Here is a 25,529-nt window from a genome sequence, read left to right on the forward strand (position 1 = left end):
GCTCCCGCAACTCAGCAAGATCATCACGCCTAACGCCCACGGTCCTCGCAACTCCCACAGATCGCGGGTGTTGCGAGGACCGTTAGAACCCAAGCAGGGGTGCGGGCCGTCGGCGGATGGGGCGGTGTCAGCGGGTCGGCGGGGCGGCCGAGGGGGAGAGGCCCGCGCTGGGGGTCGTGCTCGGGGCGGCGGAGGAGGGGGTGCCGCCCGGGGTGGGAGTGGCACCGGGGGTCGGCGTCGCCGTGGCGCACCCGGGGGCGGTCGGGGTGCCGGACGGCGTTCCGGTCGGGGTGGCCGTCGGGGACGGGCTGCCCGTCGGGGTGGTCGTGGCCGTCGGGCTCGGGCAGTCGGTGGGCGTTCCGGTCGGCGTCGTGGTCGGCGTCGTGGTGGGGGTGCCGGACGGCGTTCCGGTCGGGGTGGCCGTCGAGGACGGGGTGCCGGAGGGGGTGCCCGACGGAGTGGTCGACGGCGTGCCGGACGGCGTGGCCGGCGCGGTCGACGGCGGCGTGCTGCTGGGCGTGCCCGTCGGGGTGGTGCTCGGGTCCGTCGTCGGCTGCGCGGAGGAGGACGGCGTCGGGGCCGGTGAGGTCGGCTGCGCGCTCGGCGAGGGCTGCCCGCCCGGGGTCGGGGTGGTCCCGGGGGTGCTCGGCGTCCCGGGGGTGGCGCCAGGCGTCGTCCCGGTCGGCGGCAGCAGCGGCGCGAGCGGCAGGAGCGGGGAGGGCAGCGAGGCCGGCGGGGTCGAGGAGGCCGGGCTGTTCGGCACGGTGGTGACGGTGCCGCTGCCGTAGTGCGCCATCCAGTTGCGGACCGTCCGCAGGTACTCGCCCGAGTTGTTGTAGCTGAGGATCGCCCGGTCGAGCTGCGCCGGGTCGGAGAGGTCGCGCCCGCCCGCGCACAGGTAGCGGGCGGCGCTCTCGGCGGCGTCGAAGATGTTGTTCGGGTCGGCCTTGCCGTCGCCGTTGGCGTCCGTGCCCCAGGTGGCCCAGGTGGAGGGGATGAACTGCATCGGCCCGACGGCGCGGTCCCAGCGCGCGTCGCCGTCGTAGCGACCGCCGTCGCTGTCGGGTATCGCGGCGAAGCCGTTGCCGTCCAGTGCCGGACCGAGGATCGGGGTGAGGGTCGTCCCCGCCGCGTCCACCTGGCCGCCGTTGGCCTGGCCGGACTCGACCTGGCCGATCGCGGCCAGCAGTTGCCACGGCAGGTGGCAGCCGGGCGAGCGCTGTGCGGCCGAGGCCTCGGCCTGGCGGTAGGCGGCGAGCACGGTCGCGGGCAGGGCCGGGCCGGTGGCGGCGAAGGGGCCGGCCGCGGGCGCGCCGGGCACCGTGCCGGGCGGCTGCGGCAGTTGGACGGTGCCACCGCCGTCGGCCGGGACGCCGGTGCCGAAGGCGCCGCCGGTCGGGCTGCCGCCGGCCGGTGAGCCGGACTGGGAGGCGGAGGCGTCCGGCGCCGTCACGGCGTCGGCGGCCGCGACCGGGGCGAGCCCGAAGCCCGTCACCTGGGAGCCCGTCAGTGCGGCGAGTGCGGTGAAGGCCGCAGCCGTCCCCGTGACCCGCTTGCCGAGCCGCAGTCCGCGCCCGCCCTGCACCTTGCCGAACCTCGCCGTCATACCGTGCCCCTCCCCGTAGCCGTTCCGACCCTGCCGGAACGGATGAACCGTCGTCATCGTGCCTGCCGCCGGACGGCGGCTCCCGCCGTCGCAACGATTAGTATCACGACGGTCTGACGCGACGGGGGCGGCAGGAGGTTGCCGCGGACCGGCGCCGACGTCCAACACCGCAGGTCAGCAGGGGTGGGGGAAGGCCCGCTCGGGCTCGGGCCGGGCCCGATCCGCGTCACGGCCGGGCTGCCCGACGGCCCGGCCGGGCAGGCGAGTTGGGGTGGGTGCGCGTCCCCCGCGGGTTCCGTCCGCGGGCCCGGTGGCGGCACCGGAGGGCCGTGTGGGTCGAGCATCGGCGGCATCTCCCTTTTCTGCCAAGGGAGTTGACCGGGGGCGTGCCGGTGGTGGGCCGGGCGTACCGGGGCCCGGACCGGCGGTCCGGGGCGCGGGGGTGGTGCGTGCGCGTCGTTCCGGGCTCCCCGGCGGCGCCCGCCGCCGACCCGCCTGACCTGCGTGGATGTCCGCCGCCGGGCGGGCGTTTCCCTGCCAGGGCGGGCGTGCGGACACCAGGGGGCGGCCCCAACTCGCCCCTGGACGGGTGACGTTCTGGTGAAAAGGGCATGCCAGGAATCTCCGCCCGGCATGCTGTGCCCCGTGACCATGCGGATGGAGGCCCGGACTGTGAGCGCGAACCTGCCCGAGACCGTCGCCGAGGGAGCGGTCGTCCTGCCGGCCCCCCCTCGGGTGGTCGACGACCTGGCCCGCGACCTGACCCAGGCCGCGGCCGCCGTCCGGGCGGTCTCGCGGGTCGCCCGCAGCGGTGGGGACCTCGCCGTCGCCGCGTACACCGCCGTGGTGTGCACCGGGCGTTCGGCCGCCCGCGTACTGGAGGAGGCCGCCGCCTGGTGCCGGCAGGCCCCCGCGGCCGAGGTGCACTCGCTCGCCTGGGCCCGGGTGCCGGGGCACCGCGAGGACGTGGACGAGTACCGCGTCACCCTCGCCGTCAGCTTTCCCGACGACGAGACCGGCGAGCACCTCGGCGACACCCATCGCGCCCGCCGGTGAGGAATCCGTAGGATGATCCCCATGGGTGATGGGGACACGAAGCAGCTGACGGGCGACCAGGCGCAGGACGCGACGGACGACAGCCCGCGGGAGCTCTCGCGGGCCGCCGCCGTGGGCGTGACGGTGCTCGCCGTCCTCTGCGGCGCCGCCGTCCTGCTGGCCGTCTTCCACTGGCTGGGCTGGAGCGTCCCCTGGGTCGGCTGGATCGTCGCCAAGGCCGGCATCAAGCTCGCCGTCGGGGGCTTCGCCGGGCTCGCCGCCGCCTTCGCCTGGCTCCGGTCGCGGCTGGGGCGTACGGCGGACGACTCGCGGTCCTGACGGCGCTCCAGGGCCTGTCCGGGCCGGCCGTGCGTCAGCCGGAACGGCCCAGCAGCATCATGAAGAGCGCGTAGTTCGGGATCCGGCTGACCGCGGTGTTCGACAGCGAGAGGAACTTGCCGTCCTTCCTGACCACCAGGTAGCCGTTGACCACGCTGATCGACTTGATGTCGTCCCAGGGCACCAGACCGCGCTTCACCGTGCGCAGGCCGGCCGAGCTGACCAGCAGGTCACCGAAGGCCAGTTCCTCCCCGTCCGCCAGTGAGGCCCGGGCCCCGGACAGCTGGGTGGCCGCGACGTAGTGTGCGGCGACCTCCCCCAGTTCCGCCCACCTGCCCAGCTGGGTGCCCTTGTCCCCGCCGCTGAGCTTGGCGCGCCGAGGGTCGCGGTACTTGCCGTCGATCGTGAACGTCTCCCCGTCCTCCCGGATGAACTGGTAGGAGAAGTCCGTCTCGGTGTAGATGTTGTGCGAGTAGTGGGCGACGATCGACTGCATCACGGTCGAGACCTCGTCCCAGCGGAAGACCGTGAGCTCCATGCCCCCGCCCTCGTGCGCCAGGCCGTGGTCGAAGTGGTAGACCCGGAGCTTCTCCTCCTCGCGCGGCTGACCGAAGAGTCGCTTCTTCGTCAGCACCAGGAAGCACTGGCGCAGCAGGCCGAGGCCGGCCTGCTGCGCCCGCTCGGCCACTGCGGCGGTGATCTGAGTATCCGTGGTCTCGACGACCTTCACCATGGGCTCGCTCCCGTGTGTGGCGACTACGTCCATCGCAGTATTCCCCGGAGCCGGGGGAGGCGAGGCCCAACAGCGTCCGGCCGCTTGGGATTTCGCAGTCTTTCGGCCAGTCGCGGGCCGCCGTGCCTCACCCGACGCGCGCCCCGGCGGCCGCCGTTGACCGGCTCGGCGCTCAACCCGCCTGCGGGGTGGGGCAGACGAGGTCGCGCTCGGGGGCGCGGCCGTCCAGCAGGTAGCTCTCGACGACGTTCGTGACGCAGGAGTTGGCGGTGGGGTACTGGCCGTGGTCGCCGCTCCCGGTGACGGTCACCAGCTTGGAGCCGCGCAGCGCGCGGTGCGCGCCGAGCGCGGCCTCGTAGTACGTCGCCGGGTCGTGCACCGAGTTGAGCATCAGCACCGTCGGCAGGTGGGCGCCGGTCACCTTGACCTTGGGGGCGGGCGCGGTCGGCCAGGCCGCGCAGACCGCGCTGAAGGCCAGCGTGCGCGCGCCCGCCAGCGGGTAGCGCGCGGTGTTCTCCGCGCCGCGCTGGACCCAGGTGTCCATGTCCTTGGTCCACGGGGTGTCGTTGCAGGTCACCGAGAAGTACTCGGCGAGGAACTCCGGGCTGAGGTACTGGCCGAAGAGCCGCCCGGCCATCGTCCTGGCCGCGGGGTCGGCCCCCTGCCAGTCGTCGACGGCGGTCAGGGCCTGGGCGAGGAAGGGGAAGGTCTCCCGCTCGTAGATCGCGCTGATCGCGCCGTTGTCCAACTGGTTCGGGCCGATCGTCAGGGAGCCGTCGACGATGGGCCGGTCGTGCAGTGCGGCGCGCCGCTGCTCCCAGTGCGCCTGCACCTCCTCGGGGGTGGAGCCCCAGTGGTAGGTGGCGTCGCGGGCCGCCAGCCACGGCACGAAGTCCTCGTCGAAGCGGCGCTGGAAGCTCATCGGCTGGCCCAGTTCGAACTTCTCCCAGGTGCCGTCGAAGCCGATGTTGCTGTCCAGGACCATCCGCTCGACCCGGTGCGGGAAGAGCGTCCCGTAGTAGGCCCCGATCATCGAGGCGTAGGAGGGGCCGAAGTAGCTGAGCTTCTGCTCGCCGAGCAGGCCGCGGAACAGGTCGATGTCGTGGGCGGTCTGCTCGGTGTTCAGGTAGGGCAGCAGGTCGCCCGTGCGCTCCTGGCAACTGGCGGCCAGCTTCTTGGAGTTGGCGACCACCCGGTCGATCGCGGCCGGGGACTGGTCGCGGAAGTCGCCGGCCAGGAAGTCCTGGAACTCCTCCGGCGTCTGGCACACGGCCCGGGTGCTCTCGCCGACCCCGCGCTGGTCGAAGCCCACGATGTCGTACGCGGCGCCGACGGCCGGGGCGGCCGTGGCCAGGTTCGCCGGGCGCAGCAGGCCCGACGCGCCGGGGCCGCCGGCGGCCATCAGCAGCGTGCCCTTGCGCTTGGCCGGGTCGCCGGCGCGGTGCCGGGAGACGGCGATCGTCACGTCGGCGCCGGCGTCGGCGTGGTGCCAGTCGCGCGGGGCGGTCATGGTGGCGCAGTCCAGCGCCGGCTGCTTGGCGCAGGGCTGCCAGGCGAGGGTCTGGTGGGTGTAGCGGGCGGGGGCGGCCTCGGCGTCGCCCGGGTTCCGGCCGGCGTCCGGGGCGGCGCTGGCGGTGGCCGGTACGGCGAGGCCGGCCAGGACGGTGGCGGCGACGGCCAGGGCGGCGCGCCGGGTGCGGGAGGCGGTGGCGCCGGCCGCCGGGGTGTGCGAGGCGGTGGTGTTCGGCGCGGTGGTGCTCGGCGTGATGGTGTGCGAGGCCGTGGTGTTCGATGCGTTGGTGTTCACGGGAATGATCCTGTCCGAGCCCGCCCTGACGGTCGATCATGCGGGGTTCCGTGTCCGGGGTGGTGCTGGGTACACCCCGGACACGGAGGATCGCCCCAGGTCAGTAGGCGGCGGTGAAGCGGGTGCGGCGGTGCGCGGGGTCCTCGGCCTCGTCGAGCAGGGCGACGGCGAGGTCCTCCATGGAGATCGCCGAGGCGCCCTCGGCGTCCACCAGCAGTTCGTCCCGTCCGAGCCGGAACCGGCCGGTGCGCTCGCCGGGTTCGAGCAGGGCGGCGGGGCTCAGGTAGGTCCAGTCGACGTCCGGGTCGGCGGCGCGGTAGAGGTCGAGCTGCTCGCGGCAGGCCCGGGCGATCGGCCGGAGCTCGGCGGGGAAGCCGGGGTCGTCGGCGAGGGCCGTCCCGCCGCGGCCGGGGAGGGTGAGGCTGCCCGCGCCGCCGACGGCCAGCAGGCGCACGCCCGTTCCGGCGAGACCGGCCAGCAGGCCCCGGGTGGCGGCGGACAGTTCGTGCTCGCTGCCGGGTGCCGGGCGGGTGGCGGTGATCACCAGGTCCTGCCCGGCGGCGAGGCGGGCGACGTCCTCGGGGTTGCGGGCGTCGCCGACGCCGAGGGCGACGGCGGCCGGCAGGCCGTGCGGTTTGGCGGGGTCGCGCAGGACGGCGGTGATCCGGTGGCGGCGGGCGAGCGCCTCGGTCACCACCCGGCTGCCGACGTTGCCGGTGGCACCGAACACGGTGATGTGCATGGACGTTCTCCTGATGTGGTGGGTGTCAGCGGCTGCTGGGCGGGGGTCGGGGAGCGCGGGAAGGGATCCGGCGGAGGCGGGGCGGGGCGGGGTCAGGCGTTCTCGCGGACGGGCGGTGCGGCGGCCGGGGCGGAGGGCATGGCGGGCGCGGCGGGCGCTGAGGGCGTAGTGGTGCCGGGGCGGCGCCGGGTCTGGGCCGCGATCAGCGAGCCGAGGACGATCAGTGCGCCGAGCGCCTGGAGCGGGCTGAGGTCCTGCCCGAGGGCCAGCCAGCCGATCGCGGTGGCGACCACCGGGCTGAGCAGCGAGAGGAAGGAGACCGAGGTCGGCGGCAGTGCCCGGATCCCGCGGAACCAGAGCGCGTACGTGAGTGCCGCGCCGATCAGGCTGAGGTAGCCGTAGCCGAGCAGGTTGCCGCCGGTGAGGTGGGACGGCGGGGCGCCCTCGACGAACAGTGCGACCGGCACCAGCAGCAGTCCGCCGGCGGTGAGCTGCCAGCCGGTGGTGGCGAGCAGCGGGGCGGGGGAGACCCAGCGCTTGGAGAGGACGACGCCGGTGGCCATGACGACCGCGCCGGCGAACGCGGCGGCCACGCCGACGGCGTCCAGCTGGGCGTCGGCCCGCAGGACCAGCAGGCTGACGCCCGCGATCCCCGCGATGCCGCAGATCACCGTGCGCGGCGTGAGCCGGTCGCCGAGCAGCGCGGCCGAGAGCCCGGCGGTGATCAGCGGCTGGACGGCGCCGACGGTGGCGGCGACCCCGCCGGGGAGGCGGTAGGCGGCGATGAAGAGGAGGGCGAGGAAGGCGCCGATGTTCAGCGCGCCGAGGACCAGTGCGCGCCACCACCAGCTGCCCTTCGGCAGCCGGCGGGTGACGGCGATCAGCAGCAGCCCCGCGGGCAGGGCCCGGAGGACGGCCGCGAGGAGCGGACGGTGGGGCGGGAGCAGTTCGGTGGTGACGATGTACGTCGACCCCCAGACGGCGGGGGCTATCGCCGTCACCAGCACGATTCCGAGGCGATTTCTTAGCACTAAGCAAATGTATCTCAGCGCTAAGACATCTCTCACCGCTTTGGCGGGGTGACGTGGCTCACAGTTACCTCACCGCTAAGGAATCCCGGCGGGATCCCCTACCCTGAACCTGTGGCAGATGCAGATCATGTGGACCGAGTAGTCGCGCAATGGGCCGTCGAGCGCCCCGACCTGGACGTCTCCCCGATGGAGGTGTTCGGCCGGCTCAAGCGCCTCTACCGCCTGGTGGACGCGGAGCTCAACCGGACCTTCGGCGAGCACGGCCTGGACGCCGCCTCCTTCGACGTCCTCGCCACCCTCAGGCGCAGCGGCCCGCCCTACCGCCTCACCCCCACCGGGCTGATGCAGTCCGCCATGGTCACCTCCGGCGCCATCACCCAGCGCCTCGACCGTCTGGAGGCCCGCGGCCTGGTCACCCGCACCCAGAGTGACCAGGACGGCCGCAGCCGCGTGGTCGCGCTCACCCCCGAGGGCCACGCCCTCATCGACCGCGCCCTCCCCGACCACCTCGCCACCGAGCGGGCCCTCCTCGCCGGCCTCGACGACCCCGGGACCGCCGCCCTCGTCGACGCCATGCGCGCCCTCCTGGCCGCCCTCGGCGACAGCCCGGAGTGAGCGGGCGGGCGCGCGGGCGGACCTCCCCGCCCGCCCGGCCTACGGGTTGACCGCCACCGCCTTGAAGAAGGTGTAGTGGAACGTCCCGCCCGGCTCGGCCGTGCGGCGCAGTTCGGCGATGCCGAGGTCGAAGGCGTCGGGGGTGGTCAGACCGGCGGCCAGCGCCTCGGCGCGGACGGCCTCGACCATCGCGACGAAGGTGCGCCGGGTGAAGCCCTCGACCAGGGTGGGGCGCCCACCGTCGGCGTGGACGGTGCGGGGGCGGACGGCCACGTCCCGGAAGCCGGCCTCCGTCAGGAGCGGGTACAGACGGCGCCCGAGCAGGGCGTCACCGCCGGCCGCCGCCTGGAGCCGCACCAGCAGGTCGACCGCGTCGCGGGCCGCCGGGCCCTGCGGGTGGAAGAAAGCCGAGCCGTGGTCGCCCTCGATCACCGTGATCGTGCCGCCCGGCCGCAGCACCCGCCGCAGCGCGGTCAGCGCGGCCACCGGGTCGGCCAGGTGCTCCAGCACGAAGCACACGAAGACGTGGTCGAACGCGCCGTCCGGGAAGGGGAGTCGATGCAGGTCGCCGTGGTGCCAGGCGACCCGTGCGGCGGGTGCCTCGGCCGCCACCCGGGCCCGGGCCCGGGCCAGCGACTCCGCGGAGACGTCCACCGCCGTCAGCAGCGCGCCGGGGCTGGCGGCCAGCAGGTGCGCGGTCTGCGCCCCCACCCCGCAGCCCGCCTCCAGCACCCGGCTGCCCGCCGGGTACGCGGTGCCCGCGTGCAGCAGTTCGGCGAGGGTGTCCGCCTGGTCGCCGAGCCGTTGCGCCTCGGTCTCCGAGTAGCCGTGGACGTAGTCCGGGGCGCAGTCGTGGCCGGGGAGGCGGCTGGAGGGGCGGCCGGGGTCCGCGGCGTCCTGCCGGTCGTTCAGTGATGCCGTTTCCGTGGTCATGGCCCCACCCTCGGGCCACAATGGTCCGGTGAACAGGTCCAAAGAAGCGCCGGACGGCAGGTCCAAACAGGCGGACCCGGGCACCGACTTCCTCCAGCTCGACACCGCCGACGCCCCGCCCGGCGGCCTCACCGGCTGGCTCGCCCGCCGGCTGCGCGAGGCCATCGCCGACGGCCGTCTCCCCACGGGCAGCCGGCTGCCCGCCACCCGGGGGCTGGCGGCCGAACTCGGCGTCTCCCGGGGCGTGGTGACCGATGCCTACCGGCGCCTGGCCGAGGAGGGCCAGATCGCCGGCCGGGGCAGGGGCGGCACCGTCGTCGTCGCGGCCCCGGCGCCGCCCGCGCCCCCGTCGTCGGACACGTCCCCGTCGCGCGCCCGGCCGGAGCCCGTCCTGTTCCACGCCGACCCCGACCCCGAGGTGTTCGACCTGCTGCGCGGCACGCCCGCCCGGATCGACCTCACTCCCGGTGTGCCCGACCTCGCCGCCTTCCCCCGCGCCGCCTGGCTGCGCGCCGAACGCGCCGTCCTCGACGGCCTCGCCGCCGCCGAGCTCGGCTACGGAGACGTCCGCGGCACCCCGGCGCTGCGCCGGGCCGTCGCCCACTGGCTGGCCCGCAACCGGGGCATCCGCGCCGACCCGGACGAGGTGCTGATCGTCGCCGGGACGGCCCAGGCCCTCGCCCTGCTCGGCCGGGCGCTCGGCCGGGCGGGCGTCACCGAGGTCGCCGTCGAGGACCCGGGCTCGCTCGGCGCCCGCCAGCACCTCGCCCACTGGCTCGCCGCGACCCCGCCCGTCCCGGTCGACGCCGAGGGCGTCCGGGTCGACGCGCTGCGCGCCACCGGCGCCCCGGCCGTCCTGCTCACCCCGGCCCACCAGTACCCGACCGGGGTCGTCCTCGGCGGCGAGCGGCGGCGCGAACTGCTGCGCTGGGCGGGCGAGGGCGGCCTGGTCATCGAGGACGACTACGACGCCGAGCACCGCTACGACCGCCCGCCCGTCCCCGCGCTGCGCGCCGCCCTGCCGGAGCAGGTCTGCTACGCGGGCAGCATCTCCAAGCTGCTCGCCCCCGCGCTGCGCACCGGCTGGCTGCTGGTGCCGGCGCGGCTGCGCGAGGCCGTCCTGGAGGCCAAGCGGTTCGCCGACCTGGGCAACCCGGTACTGCCGCAGCTGGTGCTGGCCCGGCTGATGGAGTCCGGCGAACTCGACCGCCACCTAAGGCTGTTGCGCCACCGCCACCGCCGCCGACGGGACGCGATGATCGCCGCCGTCCACGCCCACCTCCCCGGCGCCACCGTCCACGGCGCGGCGGCCGGCCTGCACCTGATGCTCACCCTGCCGCTCGGGGCGCGCTGTACGGACACCGAACTGGCCACGGCGGCGCTCGCCGAGGGCGTCAAGGTGCAGCCGCTGTCCTGGCACGCGCGCCTGCCGTACCCGCCGGGGCTGGTGCTCGGCTACGCGGCGGGTGCGCCGGGAGAGATCGCGGAGGGGATCGCCGTCCTGGGGCGGTTGCTGCGCCGCTCCGTCTGAGGGCGGTCGGCGCCCGGGTCCCCCGTCCGCTCCGGCGCGGGTGTGCTCCTCCGGGGTCCGGGCTATGGTGGCGACGGGCTCGGGTGCCCTGACAGGCTCGGGTGCCTTGACGGGCCGTATCCCGCTGCCGACCTCAGGGAGGCGTGATGGCCGTGCTTCGGCGCACCGTCCAGTTCGGCGCGATGCTGGTGGTGTTGGCGGCCACGCTCGGGCCGGTTCCGGCCGGGTCGGTGTCGGCGTCCGCACCGGCGTCGGCACCGGTGTCCGCGCCGGCGTCGATACCGGAGTCGATACCGGGGCAGGCAGTTGCCCCGGGAGGGGGGACGGTGGCGGCGGAGATGGCCGATCAGGACGCGCGGCAGCTCGCGGGGCGCCGGATCGTACTCTCGTACGCCGGTCCGACACCGCCGCCGGGCGTGCTGCAGACGATCCGGGAGGGGCGGGCGGCCGGGGTCATCCTGTTCGCCGAGAACGTCACGAGCCCGGCGCAACTCGCCGAGGCCGTCGGCCAGTTGCGGGAGGCGGCGGCGCAGTCGCCGGTGCCCGAGGGGCTGCTGCTGATGACCGACCAGGAGGGCGGCAAGGTGCGCCGCCTGCCCGGCGAGCCCGAACTCTCCGCCCGCCGGACCGGATCGGACCCCGACCCGCTCGGCGCGGCGGGCCGCGCCGGTGCCGGCGCCGCCGGGACGCTCGCGGACGCGGGGCTCAACGTGAACCTCGCGCCGGTGCTGGACGTCTACGACACCCCGGGCAACTTCATCGACCGCCATGAGCGCTCCTACGGCCAGGACCCGGCCGGTGTCGGCGAGTTGGGCAGCGCCTTCCTCGCCGCCCAGCAGGGCCTGGGCGTGGCCGCCACCGCCAAGCACTTCCCCGGGCTGGGCTCGGCCGCCAACGGCGAGAACACCGATGACCGCCCCGTCACCCTGTCCGTCCCGCTGGAGGAGCTGCGTACCCGCGGCGAGGAGCCCTACCGGGCGGCCATCGCGGCGGGTGTCCGGCTGGTGATGGCCTCCTGGGCGGTCTACCCGGCGCTCGACCCGGACCGCCCGGCGGGGATGTCGCCCGCCGTGGTCCAGGGCGAGCTGCGCGGCCGCCTGGGCTTCCAGGGCGTCACGGTCACCGATGCCCTGGAGGCCGAGGCCCTCGCCTCCTACGGCGGCGCGGGCGACCGCGCGGTCGCTGCCGCCGAGGCCGGGATGGACCTGATCCTCTGCTCGGCCCGCGACCCGCAGCAGGCCGAGGACGCCACCACGGCCCTCGCCGACGCCCTGGACTCCGGCCGCCTCGACCGCGCCGCCTTCGCGGACGCCGTCACCCGGGTCGACGCCCTGCGGGCCTCCCTGGACTGAGCCGGCGGGGGGCCCCCCCGGGGGGGGGCGCCCGCCCGGGCGGGCGGGGCGGGCCCCGGGCCGGCCCCCGCCCCCCCCCGCCGGGGGGGGGGGGCGCCGGCGGCGCCCCGCCCGTGGGCGGGCCGCCGTCCGGGCCGTCCGGGCCGTCCCCGGGCCGTCCCCGGGCCGACGCCTGCGGGGGCGGGCGGCCGCCGTCCGCACCGGGCACCGGGCAGACCGGCCGGGGCAGGTGCGCGGATCCCGTCCCTCCGGAGTGGGATTGCGCCATCGAAGGTCTGGTTTCGGTCTGCTCGGCAGTTCGAAGGCAGAATCCCGGTCATCGCATGGGAATCGCATGGCAAAGTCTCGTCATGGCACATGTGAAATGTCACATGTGACCTCACCTGTTCTGATCGTTCCTCGCATCCTCCGAAGGAGAAGGCAATGAACCGCATCACACGGATCGCCTCGGGCGCGGCCGGTGCCGTCGCCCTGCTCGCGGCGCCGGTGCCGGCGCTCGCCGCGTCGACCGGCGATGCCGCCGCGACCGTCGCCACGGTGACGACCTGCGGCTACAACGGTCTCCAGGCCGGGCTGTCCACCAAGGTCTGCGCCGAGGTCACCGGCAGCAGTGTCGTGCTGTACGGGCAGATCGGCCTGGCCGGTCCGCCCACCCCGGACACCCCGTGGCCGCCGAAGCCGCAGGAGCTGCTCACCCGCCTGTCGGCCGGGGTGGTCGGCGGCGAGTCCCTCGGCTCGGCGAGCGTGCGCGCCGTGTTCACGGCCGCCACCGTGCGGGTCGACGGCGTCAGCGTGACCGTGCCGTGCGGTTCGGTCCTCCACGCGACCTTCTCCGTCGAATCGATCTCGCGGGGGCCGGCCCCGGTCGAGGTGGATGTACCTGTAGGCTGCTGACGGAACCTCACCATGAGCGCCGAGTCCGGGAGTTGGCAGCGTCCCGGGCTCGGCTTCCGGCGTTCCCGGGCACCCTCCGGATGTGACGTGGACCACTCGGGGGCGGCCCCGGCGGGCCGGGCGACCGGCAGGCGGCGGCCGGGCGCCCACTGTGACGACTTGAAGAAACCTTCATCTGTGGCGATGATGCTTGCCGGCCGCCGGTGAGGACGCGGCCGCACGCCCAGCGAGCCGTACCCGAGGGAGGGGCGCCGACGATGCCCGTCCCGCTGTACCAGGCCAAGGCGGAGTTCTTCCGCACTCTCGGCCACCCGGTCCGGATCCGGGTGCTGGAACTGCTCCAGGACGGGCCCCGGCCGGTGCGCGAGCTGCTGGCCGAGATCGAGGTCGAGCCCTCCAACCTCTCCCAGCAGCTCGCGGTGCTGCGCCGTACCCAGCTGGTCGCCGCCACCCGCGAGGGCAACACCGTGGTGTACGCGCTCAGCACCCCGGACGTGGCCGAGCTGCTGCGGGCCGCGCGCCGGATCCTGACCGAGCTGATCACCGACCAGGGCGCGCTGCTCACCGAACTGCGCGAGCCCGGCGGCCGGCCGCACCGTTGAGCCCGCCGAGGCCCTCGGGCCGGCTGGACCCGAGGACCCCTGCGAACCCGGCCGGCCCGGCGAACCCGCGCCCGACCCGGCCGGCCGACCCGAGGAGAACCCCCGCCATGAGCGAGAGCACGAGCGACGGCATGCGCGAGGAGAAGCGCCGACGCAAGGCCATGCTCATCCGGGCCGGCATCTACATCTTCGCCACGCACCTGTTCGCCGGCTTCGTGCTGCTGCTGTTCGCGCTCGGCGGCCGCAAGTAGGCACCTGCTACGTCCGAGGGCCGTCCTTCACGAGGTAGCGGTCGCTGGTGCTGGTCCAGGCCTGGACGCCCTCGATGAGCTCCCGGGTGCCGTCCAGGTACCAGCGCCCGGCCGGGTGGCGGCGGCGCAGGTCGCTGCGCAGGGCTTCGTTCTCCCGCCGCAGCCGGGCGACCCGGGCGCGGACGGCCCCGACGGCCCGGCTGCGGGTGCAGCCGCGGATCCGTTGCAGGGTGAGGACGGTGTTGAAGGCGGCCGCGCTCTGGCGTTCCTCCCGCTCCAGTGAGTACAGGTCGTTGATCAGCGTGGCGGCGTCGGCGGTGTTGGCACGCAGCCGGTGCAGTGCGGGCTCCGCGTGGAGGGCGGCGGGGGCGTCGGCGCCGTGGACCCGTTCCAGTATGTTCATGAACGGGTAGAGGCAGCTGCCATGGCGGCGCAGCCGCATGGTCTCGGGCAGTCCGAGGGCGGGGACGGTGCCGCGGGCGCGGTGTTCGGCCTCGGCGGGGAAGGTCTCCAGACAGGCCTGCCACTCCCGGGCGGCCCGGACGCGCCAGTTGGGCGACATGCCCTGCGCCTGGCGGCTCCACAGGTCGTGCCAGGCGCGGAGCAGGTGGTCGCCCGAGCGCGGTGCCCGGCCGTCGCCGACCGGTGCGGAGGAAGCCGTCCGATCGGCCCCGGTGCGGCGCAGGGCGTCGATGAGCGGGTCGACGACGGCGCGGGCTTCGGCGGGGCGGCACCCCGGCGGGCCGTCGAAGCGGTCGTCGAGGATGGTGAACCAGCCCAGCATGTCCACCAGCAGGTCGAGGTTGGCGCCGTGGGCGCGGGGGAAGGAGTGGCCGATCAACTCGTGCAGGGCGTAGGCCCCGTAGCGGGTCATCTCGGGCGGGGTGAGGAGGTTGCGGCCGACCACCCAGGCGGCGTGCCGCGCCGCGGCGGTGCGCAGTTCGCCGGACCGCTGCGGGAGTTGGGGCGCGGCGGGGGCCGGGGCGGGGTTGCTCATCGGGCAGCGGGCCGCCGGCGTGGCCTCGACGCCCGCCCGGTCGTCCCCTGCCCGGTCGTTCCCCACCTCGTCGTTCCCCACCCCGTCGTCCCCCTCCGGGCCGTCCGCCGGGCCGTCCGGCGGACTGTCCGGGCGGGGCATCCGGGCGCCGCGCGGGGCCAGCCGCACGCGCAGCCCGTGCGCCTGGACCGTCGTCCACACCACCTCCCGGGCCCGGGAGTCGGGGACGGCCACCGGCCGCCAGCGGCGCAGGATCGCGGCCGCCGCGACCGTCAGCTCGGCCCAGGCGAAGGCCTCCCCGATGCACTTGTGCTTGCCGGCCCCGAACGGGAGGAAGGAGTGCCGCCCGACCCCGCCCGACTGCCAGCGCTCCGGGCGGAAGCGCAGCGGGTCCGGGTAGCGGTCCGGGTCGCGGTGCAGTGCGGTGAGGCTGTAGAGCAGTTCGGTGCCGGCCGGGATCCGGTACGGGCCGAGGTCCACCGGCACCTGGGCGGTGCGCATCAGGAAGGCGTTGGGCGCGTGCAGCCGCACCACCTCCTGGGTGACGCTGCGGGTGTAGGTGAGCCTGGCCAGCGCCTCGGGGGTGGGGGCGGCGCCGGCGGGCAGGTGCTCGTCGAGTTCGGCGAGCACCCGGGCCTCCACCTCGGGGTGGCGCAGGAGTTCGTCGAGGAGCCAGGTCAGCGTGGTGGAGACGGTCTCGGTGCCGGCGCCGAACATGGTGATCGCCTCGGACCGGACGTCCGCCTCGGTGAGCGGCCGGCCGGTGCCCGGGTCGGTGGCGGCGCGCAGCAGGGCGGGCAGGGTGCCGCCCCGCTCGGCGGAGCGGGGGCCCGTCGGCCTGACGGCCTGGTCGACGACCTGGTTGAGCACCCGGACGGCGGCGTCGAAGCGCCGGTTGACGGGCAGCGGCAGCCGGGCGAGCGCCGGGTGCGGGTAGAGGGACTGGACGATCTGGCCCTTCACCAGGTCCGGCAGGGCCTGGTGGAAGGCCAGGGTGGCGTCCTCGCTCAGCCGGGCGTCGAACAGCGAGCGGGTGACGATCTCCAGCGCGAGGTGGTTCATCTCCTTGGCCACGTCGAGGACCTGCCCGGGGTGCCAGCGCCCGGCCCGCTCCTCGGTGACCTGGTGCATCACGGCGACGTACTCGGCCATCCGGTCCGGCCCGAAGGCGGGTTGGATGATCCGGCGGCGGTCGCGGTGGGCCTGGCCCTCGGACATCAGCAGGCCGTCGCCGAACGCCGTCTTGAGGGTGTCCTGGACGGCGCCGCGCGGGCAGTCGTAGGCGAGGGCGACGAGCAGGGTGTGGACGAGCGGGGCGTCAGTGACCACGCAGACGGTGCGCGGCCCGAGCCGGATCCGGACGACGCCGCCGTGCCGGGAGAGCGAGCCGAGGAAGCCGAGCGGGTCGCGCAGCAGGGCGGCGGCGTGGCCGAGGCCGGGAACCGCGCCGGGGGCGAGCGGGGGGACGGCCGCGCGGGTGGTGCGGGGTGCGGTCGGTGCGGTTCTCGGGGGGAGGTCCCGTTGCCGCGTCTCGGTCAGCAGGGTCATGTCAGTACCTCTCATCAGAGGAGCCGGTGCGGACGGTACCGGGGGCCCCGGCGGGCCGGCCGGGAGGTGGGGGGCCGGCTCGCGCGGATCCGCGCGTGCCCCGGCTGGAGGGGCGCACGTCATGGCAAACGCGCCGGTCCGACGGGCGTTGCGCCGAACGCGGGCGGATCACTCCAACGGTCGATCATCCGCACTCGCTCCGACCGCCCCGGAACGTGGTGCTGACCTGCGGTGAAGGCCCCACCGGAAAGTTCCGGGCCGGGCCCCTCGCGGAGGGTCTTTGGACCCTCGCCGCCCGGCCGCCCGAGGGCCAGCATGGTCCAGGAGAAGGAGGACCCTGATGACCAGTCTGCGCCACCGTCCCGCCCTCGACGTCCGGGTGGAGATCCGCGGCGAGCTGCCGCGCGAGGACGCCGAGTACGCCCGGGCGCAGGCACTGGACACGGCGGTCGGGCTCGGCCCCGGAACCCGCGCGCTGCGCATCCGGCTCACCCGCGTGCGCGACCGGGCCATGGCCCGTCCCGCCCTCGCGCAGGCCGACGTCGACCTGGCCGGCGTCGGCCCGGTCCGGGTGCAACTCGCCGCCGCCACCGCCCGCGAGGCCGTCGACGTCGTCCTGGGCACCCTCGCCGGCCGGGCCGGCCGGCTGCGCGAGCAGGGCGACATCGGATTCGCCGCTGTCCACGAGAGCGCCTACCGCCCGCAGTACGCCGCCCGCCCGCTCGCCGAACGGCGGATCGCCCGGCGCAAGGAGGTCGTCCTCGCCCGCCGCACCCCCGAGCAGGCCACCTGCGAACTGCTCGCGCTGGACCGGCCGTTCCACCTCTTCGCGGACGCCGCGACCGGTCGGGACGCGCTGGTCCACCGCTGCCCGCTCAGCGGCGCGCCCGGGGCGGGCCGGTCCACGGGCGTCGACCCGGCGGGCCCGCTCGACCTCACCGAGGCGGCCCGGCGGCTCTGGCTGACCGGCGGCCCGTTCGTCTGCTACGCCGACCCCGGCGACGGCCGTGCCCGGGTGCTCTACCGCCGCTACGACGGCCACTACGGCCTGATAACGCCGGTAGCGGAGCCTCGTTGACGGGCAGGAGAACCACCGGGGCAGGCCCACCGGCCCCGATGGCCACGACCGCCACGACCGCCACGACTTCCACGACAGGGGAACCGGGACCATGGACTGCGACGAGGTCATGCTGACCGTCCGGATCACCGCCGCCGAACGCGCGCTGCTGCGGGCCCTCGCGCGCGGCCACGGCGGGGACGTCTCCGAGGTGGTGGTCGACGGCCTGCTGGAGGTCATCCCCGCGCTGCACGACGACGCCTCGGCGTTGCCGCTGCGGCGCGTCCTGGCCCGGCCCGCCCCCTGCGCCCTGACCCTCTGGCTGCCCGCCCCGATCGCGGACCTGCTGCCGCTGCTGGGCGAGCGGATCGCGCGGACCGGCGGCCCGTCGAGCGGACCGGCCAGCGCCGCGCTGTCCGCCGCGCTGCGCCTGTGGCTCGCCGGGGACCGGGCGGGGCTCGCCGCCGGGCTGGCCCGACTGCACGGCGGCTGCGCCGGCGGCCGGGCGGCGGCGCAGCAGGCCCCGGTGCGGGCGGCGGCCTGACCGCTGGTCGACGGAGCGTCGGCCAGCGGCCCCAGCTGGCATGTCCTGGGCGGGAATTGGCCAGTTCAGGACTCTGTTCAGGGCCCCGTGGCACGCCCTAGCATTTCCGTCACGGCCGTCTGAGCCCATGCCCCGGGACTCCGGCCGGGTGGCCGCCACCACCCCGTTGCCGGGGAGCGCACACCCCCCGAGTGCGCTTCCCGGCACCGTCGCGTCCGGGGCCGCCCCCGGGATCTCCCGGCCCGCTCTCGGTCCGCGCCTCCGGCGCCGTCCGCTCCGCGCGACCCGGCCCGCCGCGCGCAAGCGGGCCGAATTTCGCAAGAGGTTTTCGTTATTCCCGTGCGGCCCGCCGCTCTCCTGAGTGCCGGAAGGTGCGGGCCCCGCTCCGCGGGACGCCCGTACCTCGTACGAGGAGGGGAAAACGCGATGGGACGCCGGAGTGCGGAGCCGCGCCCCCCGTAGCGGCAACTCGCCTCCGGCGTCGGCCGGTTAACTTCACGTCAGGTGGCGGCGCGCTGGTGCTCGGGCTCGACGGCCGCTGGTACTACGGTGGTCGGCTAGGGCTGGTCCGACGGTTCTCGCAGGGCGCGAACCGTCGGACCAGCCCCCGGGGGGAGTTCCAGCAGCCCGAACGGCCGGCCGTGCAACAACCGGCCGCTGCTGAAGGCCTCCTGAGACCGTCCGGCGGCCGCCGGGTGCGGGCGCCGCCACCACCCGGCGGCCGCCCGCACCCGGCGTCACCGCTCCCTGCCCCTCACCCCTCACGAGGATTGCCCGCCATGCGAACCCGCCCCCTCGTCGTCGCCCTCGCCCTCGCCGGTGCGGCCGTGCTGCCCGCAGCCGTGCCGGTCGCCGCCCACGGCGACACCGTCCACCTGGACGTCTCCGGCCAGCGGAACGGCCGCGTCAGCACCACCGCCACCTGGGAGAACGACCACGACCCGGTCACCGGTGAGTTCACCGGCACGCTGGCCGCGACGGCCACCGACGGGCGCACGGTCGGCCCCTGGCGCCTGGTCGCCGTCCCGGGCGAGCCGGGGACGTACACCACCCGGGAGATCCTCCCGGCCGGGCACTGGCGGGTGAGCGTCGACTGCGCGTTCCCCTCGCCGGGGCACGGCGAGGGTGAACTCGACGTCGAGGCCGCGGTGGTCGGCGATCCGCCGTTGCCGGGGGCGACGGGCGCGACGACCGGCGCCCCGGCCCTGATACCGGCGCCCGCATCCACGGCCACACCCACCGCTTCCACCGCCCCCGCCGCCGCCCGGGCCCGTGCCGACGCCCGCGACACCCCCTCCGACACCACGCCCGACGCCGCCGCCTGGGCCGCGATCGGCACCGCCGTAGCGGCCGTCGTGCTGGTCGCCACCGGCTTCTGGCTCCGCCGCCGCTGAGCCCGGCGGCGGAACCGTCGAGCGCGAACCACCGTCCCAGAAGTCACCGGGCGCCACCGGGCGCCCGGCCGACCGCAAGGGAGCGTCCGCGCATGAAGAAGGTCCTGATCACCGGCGGCGCGGGATTCATCGGCAGTTCGGTGGTGTTCGCCCTCCTCGACCAGGGCATCACCCCGGTCATCCTGGACGACCTGTCCAAGGGCCGGGCCGAGTTCGTCGAGGGCAAGGTGTTCTACCAGGGCGACGTCGCCGATGTGGCCCTGCTCGACCGGATCTTCGCCGAGCACCCGGACATCGACGCCGCCGTGCACTGCGCGGCCAGGATCGTCGTCCCGGACTCGGTGGCCAGGCCGCTGTTCTACTACCGGGAGAACGTCGGCAAGACCGTCGAACTGCTCGACGCCCTCCAGCGCCACGGCTGCACCCGCGTCGTCTTCAGCAGCTCCGCCTCCATCTACGCGCCCACCCCGGACGCGCGGGTCGACGAGAGCAGCCCGGTCGAGGCCAACAGCCCCTACGCGCGCACCAAGCTGATGATGGAGCAGGTGCTCCAGGACTGGACCAAGGGGGAGGGCGCCGAGCGGCAGCGGGTCATCTCCCTGCGCTACTTCAACCCGATCGGCGCCGACCCGCGGCTGCGCACCGGGCTCCAGGACCTCAACCCCACCCACGCCCTGGGCAAGCTGATCGAGGCGCACACCAACGGCACCCCGTTCACCGTCACCGGCGTCGACTGGGCGACCAGGGACGGCTCCGGCATCCGCGACTACGTCCACGTCCGGGACCTCGCCGAGGCGCACGTCGCGGCGCTGCTCCGCTTCGACGAGGTGATCGTCGAGGGCGCCGAGGACCGCTACCGGGTCATCAACGTGGGCACGGGCGACGGCACCACCGTGCGCGAGCTGATCGCCGCCTTCGAGCAGGCCGTCGGCGCGAAGCTCGACGTCCGCGAGGCGGGCCCCCGGCCGGGCGACGTGATCGGCTGCTACGCGGTCGTCGACACCGCCCGCGAGCTGCTCGGCTGGCAGCCGCGGCGGGGCATCGCCGAGGGCGTCGCCGACGCGCTGGCCTGGCGCGCGCAGTGGGCCGCCCGCCTCGGCGCCAGCTGATCCCCGGCGCGGTCTCCCCGGGGCCCGGGGAGACCGCGCTACTGGACGGCCGTGCCGGACCTGGCCCAGTTGTCGTGCAGCCGGTCGAGGTAGGACTGCGCCTGGGAGCCCACCTTGACCCCCCGGGCGAAGGCCAGCATGTTGCCCGCGCCGGCGTTGTAGCCGAGGGCGAGGAGCTCGTCGTGGTTCAGCGGCGCGCTCGGCCGCGCCGGGAGCTGCCCGGCCAGGTCGTGCAGGTGCCAGGCGGCCGCCTGGACGGCCAGGTCGCGGTCGTCCGGCAGCTCCTCCCACTTGCGGTCGGCGAAGGGGCGGCCGGGTTTGGTGTCGTCGAAGGCGGCGCGGTGCATGTTGGCGATGCCGAACGAGGCTTCGGGCTTGCCGCGCTGCCAGGCCCGTTCGAGCTCCGGGTCGTGCGGCTTGTAGGACTCGTTGTAGAGGATCGCCATCAGCAGCTGCGGGTTGACCCCGGCCTCGGCGGCGTACCGGCGCACCGGGGCCGCGTAGTCGGCGGGGTCGTAGCGGCCGGACGGCTTCGACGGCGCGGTCGAGGCGGGCCCGGACGGGGAGGACGCGGACGCGGAGGGCGCGGCACCGTCCGGGGAGGGGGTCGCCGACGGGGAGGCGTCGGACGACGCCGTGGTGGGGTGGTCGCCGCCGTGGACGATGCCCCACCCGGCCGCGACGAGTACGCCGACGACCAGCCAGCGCCCCCAGCGCGACCCCTGCTGCCCCTCGCTCATCGCTGCCGACCCCTCCCCGTGCGCCCGTGTCCTTGTTCGATCGTCGTACTGCCGATCGTGCCGGCGACCGTGCCCGGTGGCAGGCTACTCGGCCGGCTTCTGCTCGCCGTCGAGGTTGCGCAGGAAGCCCTTGGCCTTCTCGACGCCGGTGTCGATCTGGCCGCTGTACTTGCCGTCCGTGCGGTCGTCGATCACGTCGCCGACCTTGTCCAGGCCCTGCCCGAGCACGTCGCTGTGCTCGCGGGCGAGGTCGGTGGCCTTGTCCGCGAGGTTCTTCAGACTCTCAAACATGGTGACGCTCTGCTCCTCTGACGCGTTCCTGATGGTGTGCCGACGTGGCGGGGGATCATGACCATCCTAACGACGGCCCACCGGGCGCTCGGCCGCTGCCGGAGGACGGCGGGTGACTTTGCTGAAATGGGTTTGTATGCTCCAGCCCAGCTTCTACAGCACTGTAGAAGTTGGGAACCGCCACCAGGACGGAACGCGTCCCGGCACGCACAGCGGCGCGCACGCGCCGCGGCAGCCGAAACGAGCGAGGGAAGTGCGCATGGCCGGGCAGCGGGCGAGAACGCCGTACCAGGACGCGGGACCGCGCACCGAGGACCCCGCCCTGCCCGCGCAGCGCTCGCGCGCGGCCGACCGGGCGGAGCCCGCCGCGCCGCCCGCCGCCCGCCCGCCACGGACCGGGGCCTCCCGCCGCCGGCCGCAGGCCCGCCGGGGCGGCCGGCTGCCGGTGCTGCTCACCGCCGTCGGCCTGCCCGTCCTCGGCGGTGTCGCGGACGAACTCGGCGGCCCCGGCGTCGGCGTGCTCTTCGCGGTCGGTGCGGTCGGCGGGACGGGCGCCGCGGCGGCGCTGTGCAGCCGGGCCGGCCGCTGGTGGGTCGTCACCGCGGCCCCGCTCGTGGTGCTGCTCGGCGCCGCCGGCATCGAGTACCTGGCGAACCGGGACGCGTACCAGGGCAAGCAGCTCGGCACCGGCGCGTTGCGGTGGGTGGTGGGGGCGTTCCCGGTGATGGCGGCGGCGGTGGGGGTCGCGCTGCTGGTCGTCGCGGTCCGCGTCGCGCTCGACCGCCGACGGCCCCGCAGTGCGGGCACCCCGGTCGGAAGGAGCCGTCGTGGCTGAACGCGCCGCCCGCCTCCGCCCGCGCGGCCGCGGCCCGCGCCGGGGCCCCGCCCCGCTGACCGTCGCCGGGCGCACCCTCGCCTGCGCCGTCTCCGTCGCCGTCCTCGGCGCCAGCGGCTTCACCTGGTACGAGTACCGCAGCCTCGACGACGGCATGACCAAGTCGACCGCGCTGAGCGAGGCCAAGAAGAACGCCCCGCCCCACCTCGACAAGTCCGTCAACCTGCTGCTGATCGGCCTCGACAGCCGCAAGGACATGGACGGCAACGACCTGCCCAAGCAGTTCGTCGAGGACGAACTGCACGCCGGGTCGAGCGAGATCGGCGGGTACAACACCAACGCCCTGATCGTCCTGCACATCCCGGCCAACGGCGGCAAGGTCACCGCGCTGTCCGTCCCGCGCGACGACTACGTGCAGACCGCCGGCGCCGACGGCAAGATGCACAAGATCAAGGAGGCCTACGGCATCGCGAAGGTGGCCGCCGAGCAGAAACTCGCCGGCAAGGGGCTCTCCAAGGCCGACCTGGAACGGCAGAGCCGCGAAGCCGGACGCTCCGCCACCATCCAGACCGTGCAGAGCTTCCTCGACGTCCCGATCGACCACTTCGCCGAGGTCAACCTGATCGGCTTCTACGACATCGCCAAGGCCGTCGAGCCGATCCAGGTCTGCCTCAACCACCCCGTCGACGATCCGATCGTCGCCCGCACCGCCGCCCACGAAGGCGGCGGAACCGGCCTCAAGCTCCCCGCGGGCATCAGCTCCCTCGACGCCGCCCAGGCCCTCTCCTTCGTCCGCCAGCGCCACCACCTCGCCAACGGCGACCTCGACCGCACCCACCGGCAGCAGGCGTTCATCTCCTCCGTCGAGTACCGGCTCAAGCAGCAGGGCATCCTCAACGACTTCGGGCAGATGCAGAAGCTGTTCGGGGTGGTGAAGAAGGACGTCGTCATCGACAACGAGTGGAACATCCTCGACTTCGCCCAGCAGGCGCCCAACCTCACCGGCGGGAACGTCGAGTTCAACACCCTGCCGATCACCGGGTTCAAGACCGTCGGCGGCCAGGAGGTCAACACCGTCAACCCGGAGCTGATCAAGAAGATCGTCCGGCAGCTGTTCAACCGCGAGCCGGCCCCCGTCCAGGCCGTCCCCGCGCCCACCGAGACGGCCGCCGAGACCACCACCCCCTCGCCGCCCGCGGCCTCCCCGACCGCGACCAGGGCCGTCGTGGACGTCAACGCCGTCGCGGGCGCCGGCGCGGCCGCCACCGAGTCCAAGGCCCTCACCGAACTCGGCTACCAGCCGGGGAGGATCGGCGACTCCGCCGCCAGGACCAGGGCCACCACCGTCTCCTACGGCAGCGGCGCCAAGGCCGACGCCCAGCAGCTCGCCGCCCGCTACGGCGTCACCGCCACCGCGGCCGCCGTCGTCGCCCCCGGCCACATCGTCGTCACCCTCGCCGTGACCCGCACCCCCAGCCCCACCGCCGCCGCCACCGGGCCGGGCGACGCGGCCACCGACCCCGCCGCCGGCCTCCCCATGCAGGGCCCCGCCGTCAAGGCCGGCGGCATCCCCTGCGTGGACTGACGGGCGGCGCCGGGCGCCGTGCGGCCGCACCCGCGAGGCGGCGGGCGAACCGGCCCGGCGGCCGGACCGGCCGTCACGGGAGGGGAGTGCGGCCCCGGGCGCGCTGGACGAGCAGGCCGACCAGCCACAGCAGGACCGCCGTGGCGCCCACCGCGGCCAGCACGTAGGTCGCGGGCATGTCGTCGTTGGGGTAGTGGTCACCGGCCACGCGGACGGTGGCCGGGTCGTCGGCCGCCGCCTCCAGCGCGACGGTCATCCCGACGTGCGGCTTCTCGACCCGTTTGAGGCCGAGCGCCGACGTGCGGTAGTCGCGATCCCCCACCCGGTAGATGACGGTGTAGAGCCAACCGCCCTTGCGCAGGGCCACGGCGCTGACCGTCCCGTCCACCCGCAGCGGCGCGGCGTCTATGCGGCTCGCGGCCCGCCACTGCGCGGACGCGGCGAACAGGCTCCAGCAGAGCACCAGCAGCGAGACCACCGCGCCCGCCAACGGAAGGGACCACACCCGGCGTAACACTGCCTTCATGGCCGGGACGATACCCGCCCCGTGACGTGCCGTCGGATCAGGGGGAGGAGCGGTTCGGGGGTTGCGTCAATTCTGCTTCCTGGCAAGCCAGTAGAGCAGTGCGGCCAGACTGGTGGCCGCGCCGAGGAGGCAGACGGCCGTCCAGCCCCAGCGCTCGTAGACGACGGTGGAGCCGATCGCGCCCGCCGCGCAGCCGGCGGAGTAGAGGAGCATGTACCCGGCGGTGAGCCGGCTCTGCGCCTCGGGGCGGACCTGGTACAGCAGGTGCTGGTTGACCACGTGCACGGACTGCAGGCCGTAGTCGATCACCACCATGGCGAGCACCAACCACCACACCGAGTGCGGCAGCAGGGCCGCCGGGATCCAGGCGGCGAGCATGGCCGACAGGCCGATGCCGGCGGTGCGTTCGGCCCGGCCGAGGTCGGCCTGGCGGCCCGCGCGGCCGGCGCCCAGGGCCCCGGCGGCGCCGGCCAGGCCGAACAGCCCGATCTGGGTGTGGCTGAGGCTGAACGGCGGGGCGGCGAGCGGGAGCACCATCGGGGTGAGCAGGACGGTGATGGAGGTGAAGGTGAGCAGCGCGAGGACCGCCCGGGTGCGGAGCACGGGCTCCTCGGCGAAGAGCGTGAACACCGAGCCGATCAGCCGGGGGTAGCTGATCCGTGCGGTCTGCGAGGTCTGCTCGGTCTGCGCGCTCTGCTCGGTTCGAGCCGACGGCCGGTGGCGTTCGGCCGGGAGGACGACCGCGACGGCGAGGGCCATCGCGCCGGTGGCGACGGCGGACACCACGTAGACGGCGCGCCAGCCGGCGAGGTCGCCGATGGTGCCGGCGACGGTGCGGGCGAGCAGGATGCCGACCACGATGCCGCTGGTGACGGTGCCGACCACCCGGCCCCGGTCGGCGGGCGCGGCGAGCGAGGCCGCGTACGCGACGACGACCTGGGCGACCACCGCGAGGACGCCGACGGCGGCCATCGCGGCGAGCATCAGCAACGCGGAGGGGGCGAGCGCGACGGCGGCGAGGGCGAGCACGGAGAGCCCGAGCTGCGCGGTGGTGAGGGTGCGGCGGTTGACGCGGTCGCCGAGCGGGACGAGCAGCAGCAGGCCGAGCGCGTAGCCCGTCTGGGTGAGGGTGCCGACGAGGCCGATGGTGGCCGGGTCGATGCCGTGGTCCGCGGCGATGAGGTCGAGCAGGGGCTGCGAGTAGTAGACGTTGGCGACGGCGAGGCCGCAGGCGACGGAGAGGAGCCAGGCGGCGGCGGGTGGCAGGCCGCGCGGGGGCGCTTCGGCGGTGGTGGCGGCGGTGGCGCGGGCGGGCGAGGTCATGGGCGGGTCTTCCTGGTGGCGGGCACGACCAACTGGTTTCAAAGTGCTACCACGTCACCCTGGCATATGCTGGTTTCAATAAGCAACCACGAGACTCGCCGATAGGCTG

The 25,529-nt window shown here is 75.2% G+C and carries 25 protein-coding genes; 14 read left to right on the forward strand and 11 right to left on the reverse strand.

Annotated elements, in window-relative coordinates:
- Positions 1–127 precede the first annotated feature (127 nt).
- Positions 128–1,606, reverse strand: a complete 1,479-nt coding sequence (locus ACFVTF_RS24765) for a lytic murein transglycosylase (RefSeq protein WP_387816564.1) — start codon at positions 1,604–1,606, stop codon at positions 128–130.
- 672 nt (positions 1,607–2,278) lie between these two features.
- Between ACFVTF_RS24765 and ACFVTF_RS24770 the strand changes: the two genes are divergently transcribed.
- Positions 2,279–2,662 (forward strand): hypothetical protein, encoded by a 384-nt coding sequence (locus tag ACFVTF_RS24770; protein WP_350879391.1) that lies wholly within the window; start codon positions 2,279–2,281, stop codon positions 2,660–2,662.
- Positions 2,663–2,683: 21 nt separating this feature from the next.
- Entirely contained in the window at positions 2,684–2,980 is a 297-nt protein-coding gene (locus ACFVTF_RS24775; protein ID WP_387816566.1) for a hypothetical protein, read from the forward strand.
- A gap of 34 nt (positions 2,981–3,014) precedes the next feature.
- Here the strand turns inward: ACFVTF_RS24775 and ACFVTF_RS24780 are convergent, their stop codons facing one another.
- The 4 genes from ACFVTF_RS24780 to ACFVTF_RS24795 all read right to left on the reverse strand — a co-directional run bounded on the left by ACFVTF_RS24780 (position 3,015) and on the right by ACFVTF_RS24795 (position 7,293).
- The gene (locus tag ACFVTF_RS24780; protein WP_387816568.1) at positions 3,015–3,713 is read right to left on the reverse strand and encodes a DUF6585 family protein; all 699 of its coding nucleotides are present in this window, start codon (positions 3,711–3,713) and stop codon (positions 3,015–3,017) included.
- 172 nt (positions 3,714–3,885) lie between these two features.
- A complete protein-coding gene (locus ACFVTF_RS24785) occupies positions 3,886–5,520 on the reverse strand; it encodes an alpha/beta hydrolase (RefSeq protein WP_387816570.1) in 1,635 nt (544 codons plus the stop codon).
- A 100-nt stretch (positions 5,521–5,620) separates the two neighbouring features.
- Positions 5,621–6,262, reverse strand: coding sequence for an NAD(P)-dependent oxidoreductase (locus ACFVTF_RS24790; RefSeq protein WP_387816572.1), 642 nt, complete (start codon positions 6,260–6,262; stop codon positions 5,621–5,623).
- A 92-nt stretch (positions 6,263–6,354) separates the two neighbouring features.
- Complete coding sequence (locus tag ACFVTF_RS24795; RefSeq protein WP_387816573.1) at positions 6,355–7,293, reverse strand: EamA family transporter; 939 nt, start codon at positions 7,291–7,293, stop codon at positions 6,355–6,357.
- Between the two features lie 111 nt (positions 7,294–7,404).
- Here ACFVTF_RS24795 and ACFVTF_RS24800 point away from each other — a divergent pair, with 111 nt between their 5' ends.
- The gene (locus ACFVTF_RS24800; RefSeq protein ID WP_371522189.1) at positions 7,405–7,908 is read left to right on the forward strand and encodes a MarR family winged helix-turn-helix transcriptional regulator; all 504 of its coding nucleotides are present in this window, start codon (positions 7,405–7,407) and stop codon (positions 7,906–7,908) included.
- Positions 7,909–7,947: 39 nt separating this feature from the next.
- On the opposite strand, the gene ACFVTF_RS24805 is transcribed toward ACFVTF_RS24800, so the two are convergent.
- On the reverse strand, positions 7,948–8,841 hold the full coding sequence (locus ACFVTF_RS24805) for an L-histidine N(alpha)-methyltransferase (protein WP_387816574.1): 894 nt from the start codon (positions 8,839–8,841) through the stop codon (positions 7,948–7,950).
- Between ACFVTF_RS24805 and ACFVTF_RS24810 the strand changes: the two genes are divergently transcribed.
- The 5 genes from ACFVTF_RS24810 to ACFVTF_RS24830 all read left to right on the forward strand — a co-directional run bounded on the left by ACFVTF_RS24810 (position 8,840) and on the right by ACFVTF_RS24830 (position 13,471).
- Positions 8,840–10,372: a PLP-dependent aminotransferase family protein gene (locus ACFVTF_RS24810; protein WP_387816575.1), complete on the forward strand. Its 1,533-nt coding sequence runs from the start codon at positions 8,840–8,842 to the stop codon at positions 10,370–10,372. The genes ACFVTF_RS24805 and ACFVTF_RS24810 overlap by 2 nt on opposite strands.
- Positions 10,373–10,710: 338 nt before the next feature.
- Positions 10,711–11,724 carry a glycoside hydrolase family 3 N-terminal domain-containing protein gene (locus ACFVTF_RS24815; protein ID WP_387816577.1) on the forward strand — a complete coding sequence of 338 codons (1,014 nt, stop codon included), beginning with the start codon at positions 10,711–10,713 and terminating at the stop codon, positions 11,722–11,724.
- A gap of 423 nt (positions 11,725–12,147) precedes the next feature.
- Positions 12,148–12,618, forward strand: coding sequence for a hypothetical protein (locus tag ACFVTF_RS24820; RefSeq protein ID WP_387816579.1), 471 nt, complete (start codon positions 12,148–12,150; stop codon positions 12,616–12,618).
- A gap of 257 nt (positions 12,619–12,875) precedes the next feature.
- Positions 12,876–13,220, forward strand: a complete 345-nt coding sequence (locus tag ACFVTF_RS24825) for a helix-turn-helix transcriptional regulator (RefSeq protein ID WP_063350638.1) — start codon at positions 12,876–12,878, stop codon at positions 13,218–13,220.
- A gap of 107 nt (positions 13,221–13,327) precedes the next feature.
- The gene (locus tag ACFVTF_RS24830; RefSeq protein ID WP_350879374.1) at positions 13,328–13,471 is read left to right on the forward strand and encodes a DUF6126 family protein; all 144 of its coding nucleotides are present in this window, start codon (positions 13,328–13,330) and stop codon (positions 13,469–13,471) included.
- 7 nt (positions 13,472–13,478) lie between these two features.
- Here the strand turns inward: ACFVTF_RS24830 and ACFVTF_RS24835 are convergent, their stop codons facing one another.
- On the reverse strand, positions 13,479–16,016 hold the full coding sequence (locus ACFVTF_RS24835) for a cytochrome P450 (RefSeq protein WP_387816583.1): 2,538 nt from the start codon (positions 16,014–16,016) through the stop codon (positions 13,479–13,481).
- Positions 16,017–16,356: 340 nt separating this feature from the next.
- On the opposite strand from ACFVTF_RS24835, the gene ACFVTF_RS24840 reads away from it, so the two are divergent.
- The 4 genes from ACFVTF_RS24840 to galE all read left to right on the forward strand — a co-directional run bounded on the left by ACFVTF_RS24840 (position 16,357) and on the right by galE (position 20,120).
- Entirely contained in the window at positions 16,357–17,094 is a 738-nt protein-coding gene (locus ACFVTF_RS24840; protein WP_387816585.1) for a sigma 54 modulation/S30EA ribosomal C-terminal domain-containing protein, read from the forward strand.
- A gap of 91 nt (positions 17,095–17,185) precedes the next feature.
- Positions 17,186–17,617, forward strand: a complete 432-nt coding sequence (locus tag ACFVTF_RS24845) for a hypothetical protein (protein WP_063350641.1) — start codon at positions 17,186–17,188, stop codon at positions 17,615–17,617.
- 779 nt (positions 17,618–18,396) lie between these two features.
- Positions 18,397–19,011 (forward strand): hypothetical protein, encoded by a 615-nt coding sequence (locus tag ACFVTF_RS24850; RefSeq protein ID WP_387816588.1) that lies wholly within the window; start codon positions 18,397–18,399, stop codon positions 19,009–19,011.
- Positions 19,012–19,103: 92 nt separating this feature from the next.
- Positions 19,104–20,120 (forward strand): UDP-glucose 4-epimerase GalE, encoded by a 1,017-nt coding sequence (galE, locus tag ACFVTF_RS24855; protein WP_387816590.1) that lies wholly within the window; start codon positions 19,104–19,106, stop codon positions 20,118–20,120.
- 38 nt (positions 20,121–20,158) lie between these two features.
- Here galE and ACFVTF_RS24860 read toward each other — a convergent pair whose 3' ends face one another.
- Complete coding sequence (locus ACFVTF_RS24860) at positions 20,159–20,860, reverse strand: lytic transglycosylase domain-containing protein (RefSeq protein ID WP_387816591.1); 702 nt, start codon at positions 20,858–20,860, stop codon at positions 20,159–20,161.
- Between the two features lie 84 nt (positions 20,861–20,944).
- Positions 20,945–21,151: an antitoxin gene (locus tag ACFVTF_RS24865; RefSeq protein WP_280680643.1), complete on the reverse strand. Its 207-nt coding sequence runs from the start codon at positions 21,149–21,151 to the stop codon at positions 20,945–20,947.
- Between the two features lie 259 nt (positions 21,152–21,410).
- Here ACFVTF_RS24865 and ACFVTF_RS24870 point away from each other — a divergent pair, with 259 nt between their 5' ends.
- Positions 21,411–21,986, forward strand: a complete 576-nt coding sequence (locus ACFVTF_RS24870) for a DUF6542 domain-containing protein (RefSeq protein WP_387816593.1) — start codon at positions 21,411–21,413, stop codon at positions 21,984–21,986.
- The gene (locus ACFVTF_RS24875; protein WP_387816595.1) at positions 21,979–23,571 is read left to right on the forward strand and encodes an LCP family protein; all 1,593 of its coding nucleotides are present in this window, start codon (positions 21,979–21,981) and stop codon (positions 23,569–23,571) included. Before ACFVTF_RS24870 ends, ACFVTF_RS24875 begins: the two co-directional genes overlap by 8 nt.
- 73 nt (positions 23,572–23,644) lie before the next feature.
- Here ACFVTF_RS24875 and ACFVTF_RS24880 read toward each other — a convergent pair whose 3' ends face one another.
- Together ACFVTF_RS24880 and ACFVTF_RS24885 are read right to left on the reverse strand one after the other, a co-directional pair.
- A complete protein-coding gene (locus ACFVTF_RS24880; protein WP_387816597.1) occupies positions 23,645–24,097 on the reverse strand; it encodes a hypothetical protein in 453 nt (150 codons plus the stop codon).
- A 66-nt stretch (positions 24,098–24,163) separates the two neighbouring features.
- Positions 24,164–25,420 carry an MFS transporter gene (locus tag ACFVTF_RS24885; protein WP_387816599.1) on the reverse strand — a complete coding sequence of 419 codons (1,257 nt, stop codon included), beginning with the start codon at positions 25,418–25,420 and terminating at the stop codon, positions 24,164–24,166.
- Positions 25,421–25,529 lie beyond the last annotated feature (109 nt).

Source organism: Kitasatospora sp. NPDC057940 (assembly GCF_042887425.1).
Taxonomy (GTDB): domain Bacteria; phylum Actinomycetota; class Actinomycetes; order Streptomycetales; family Streptomycetaceae; genus Kitasatospora.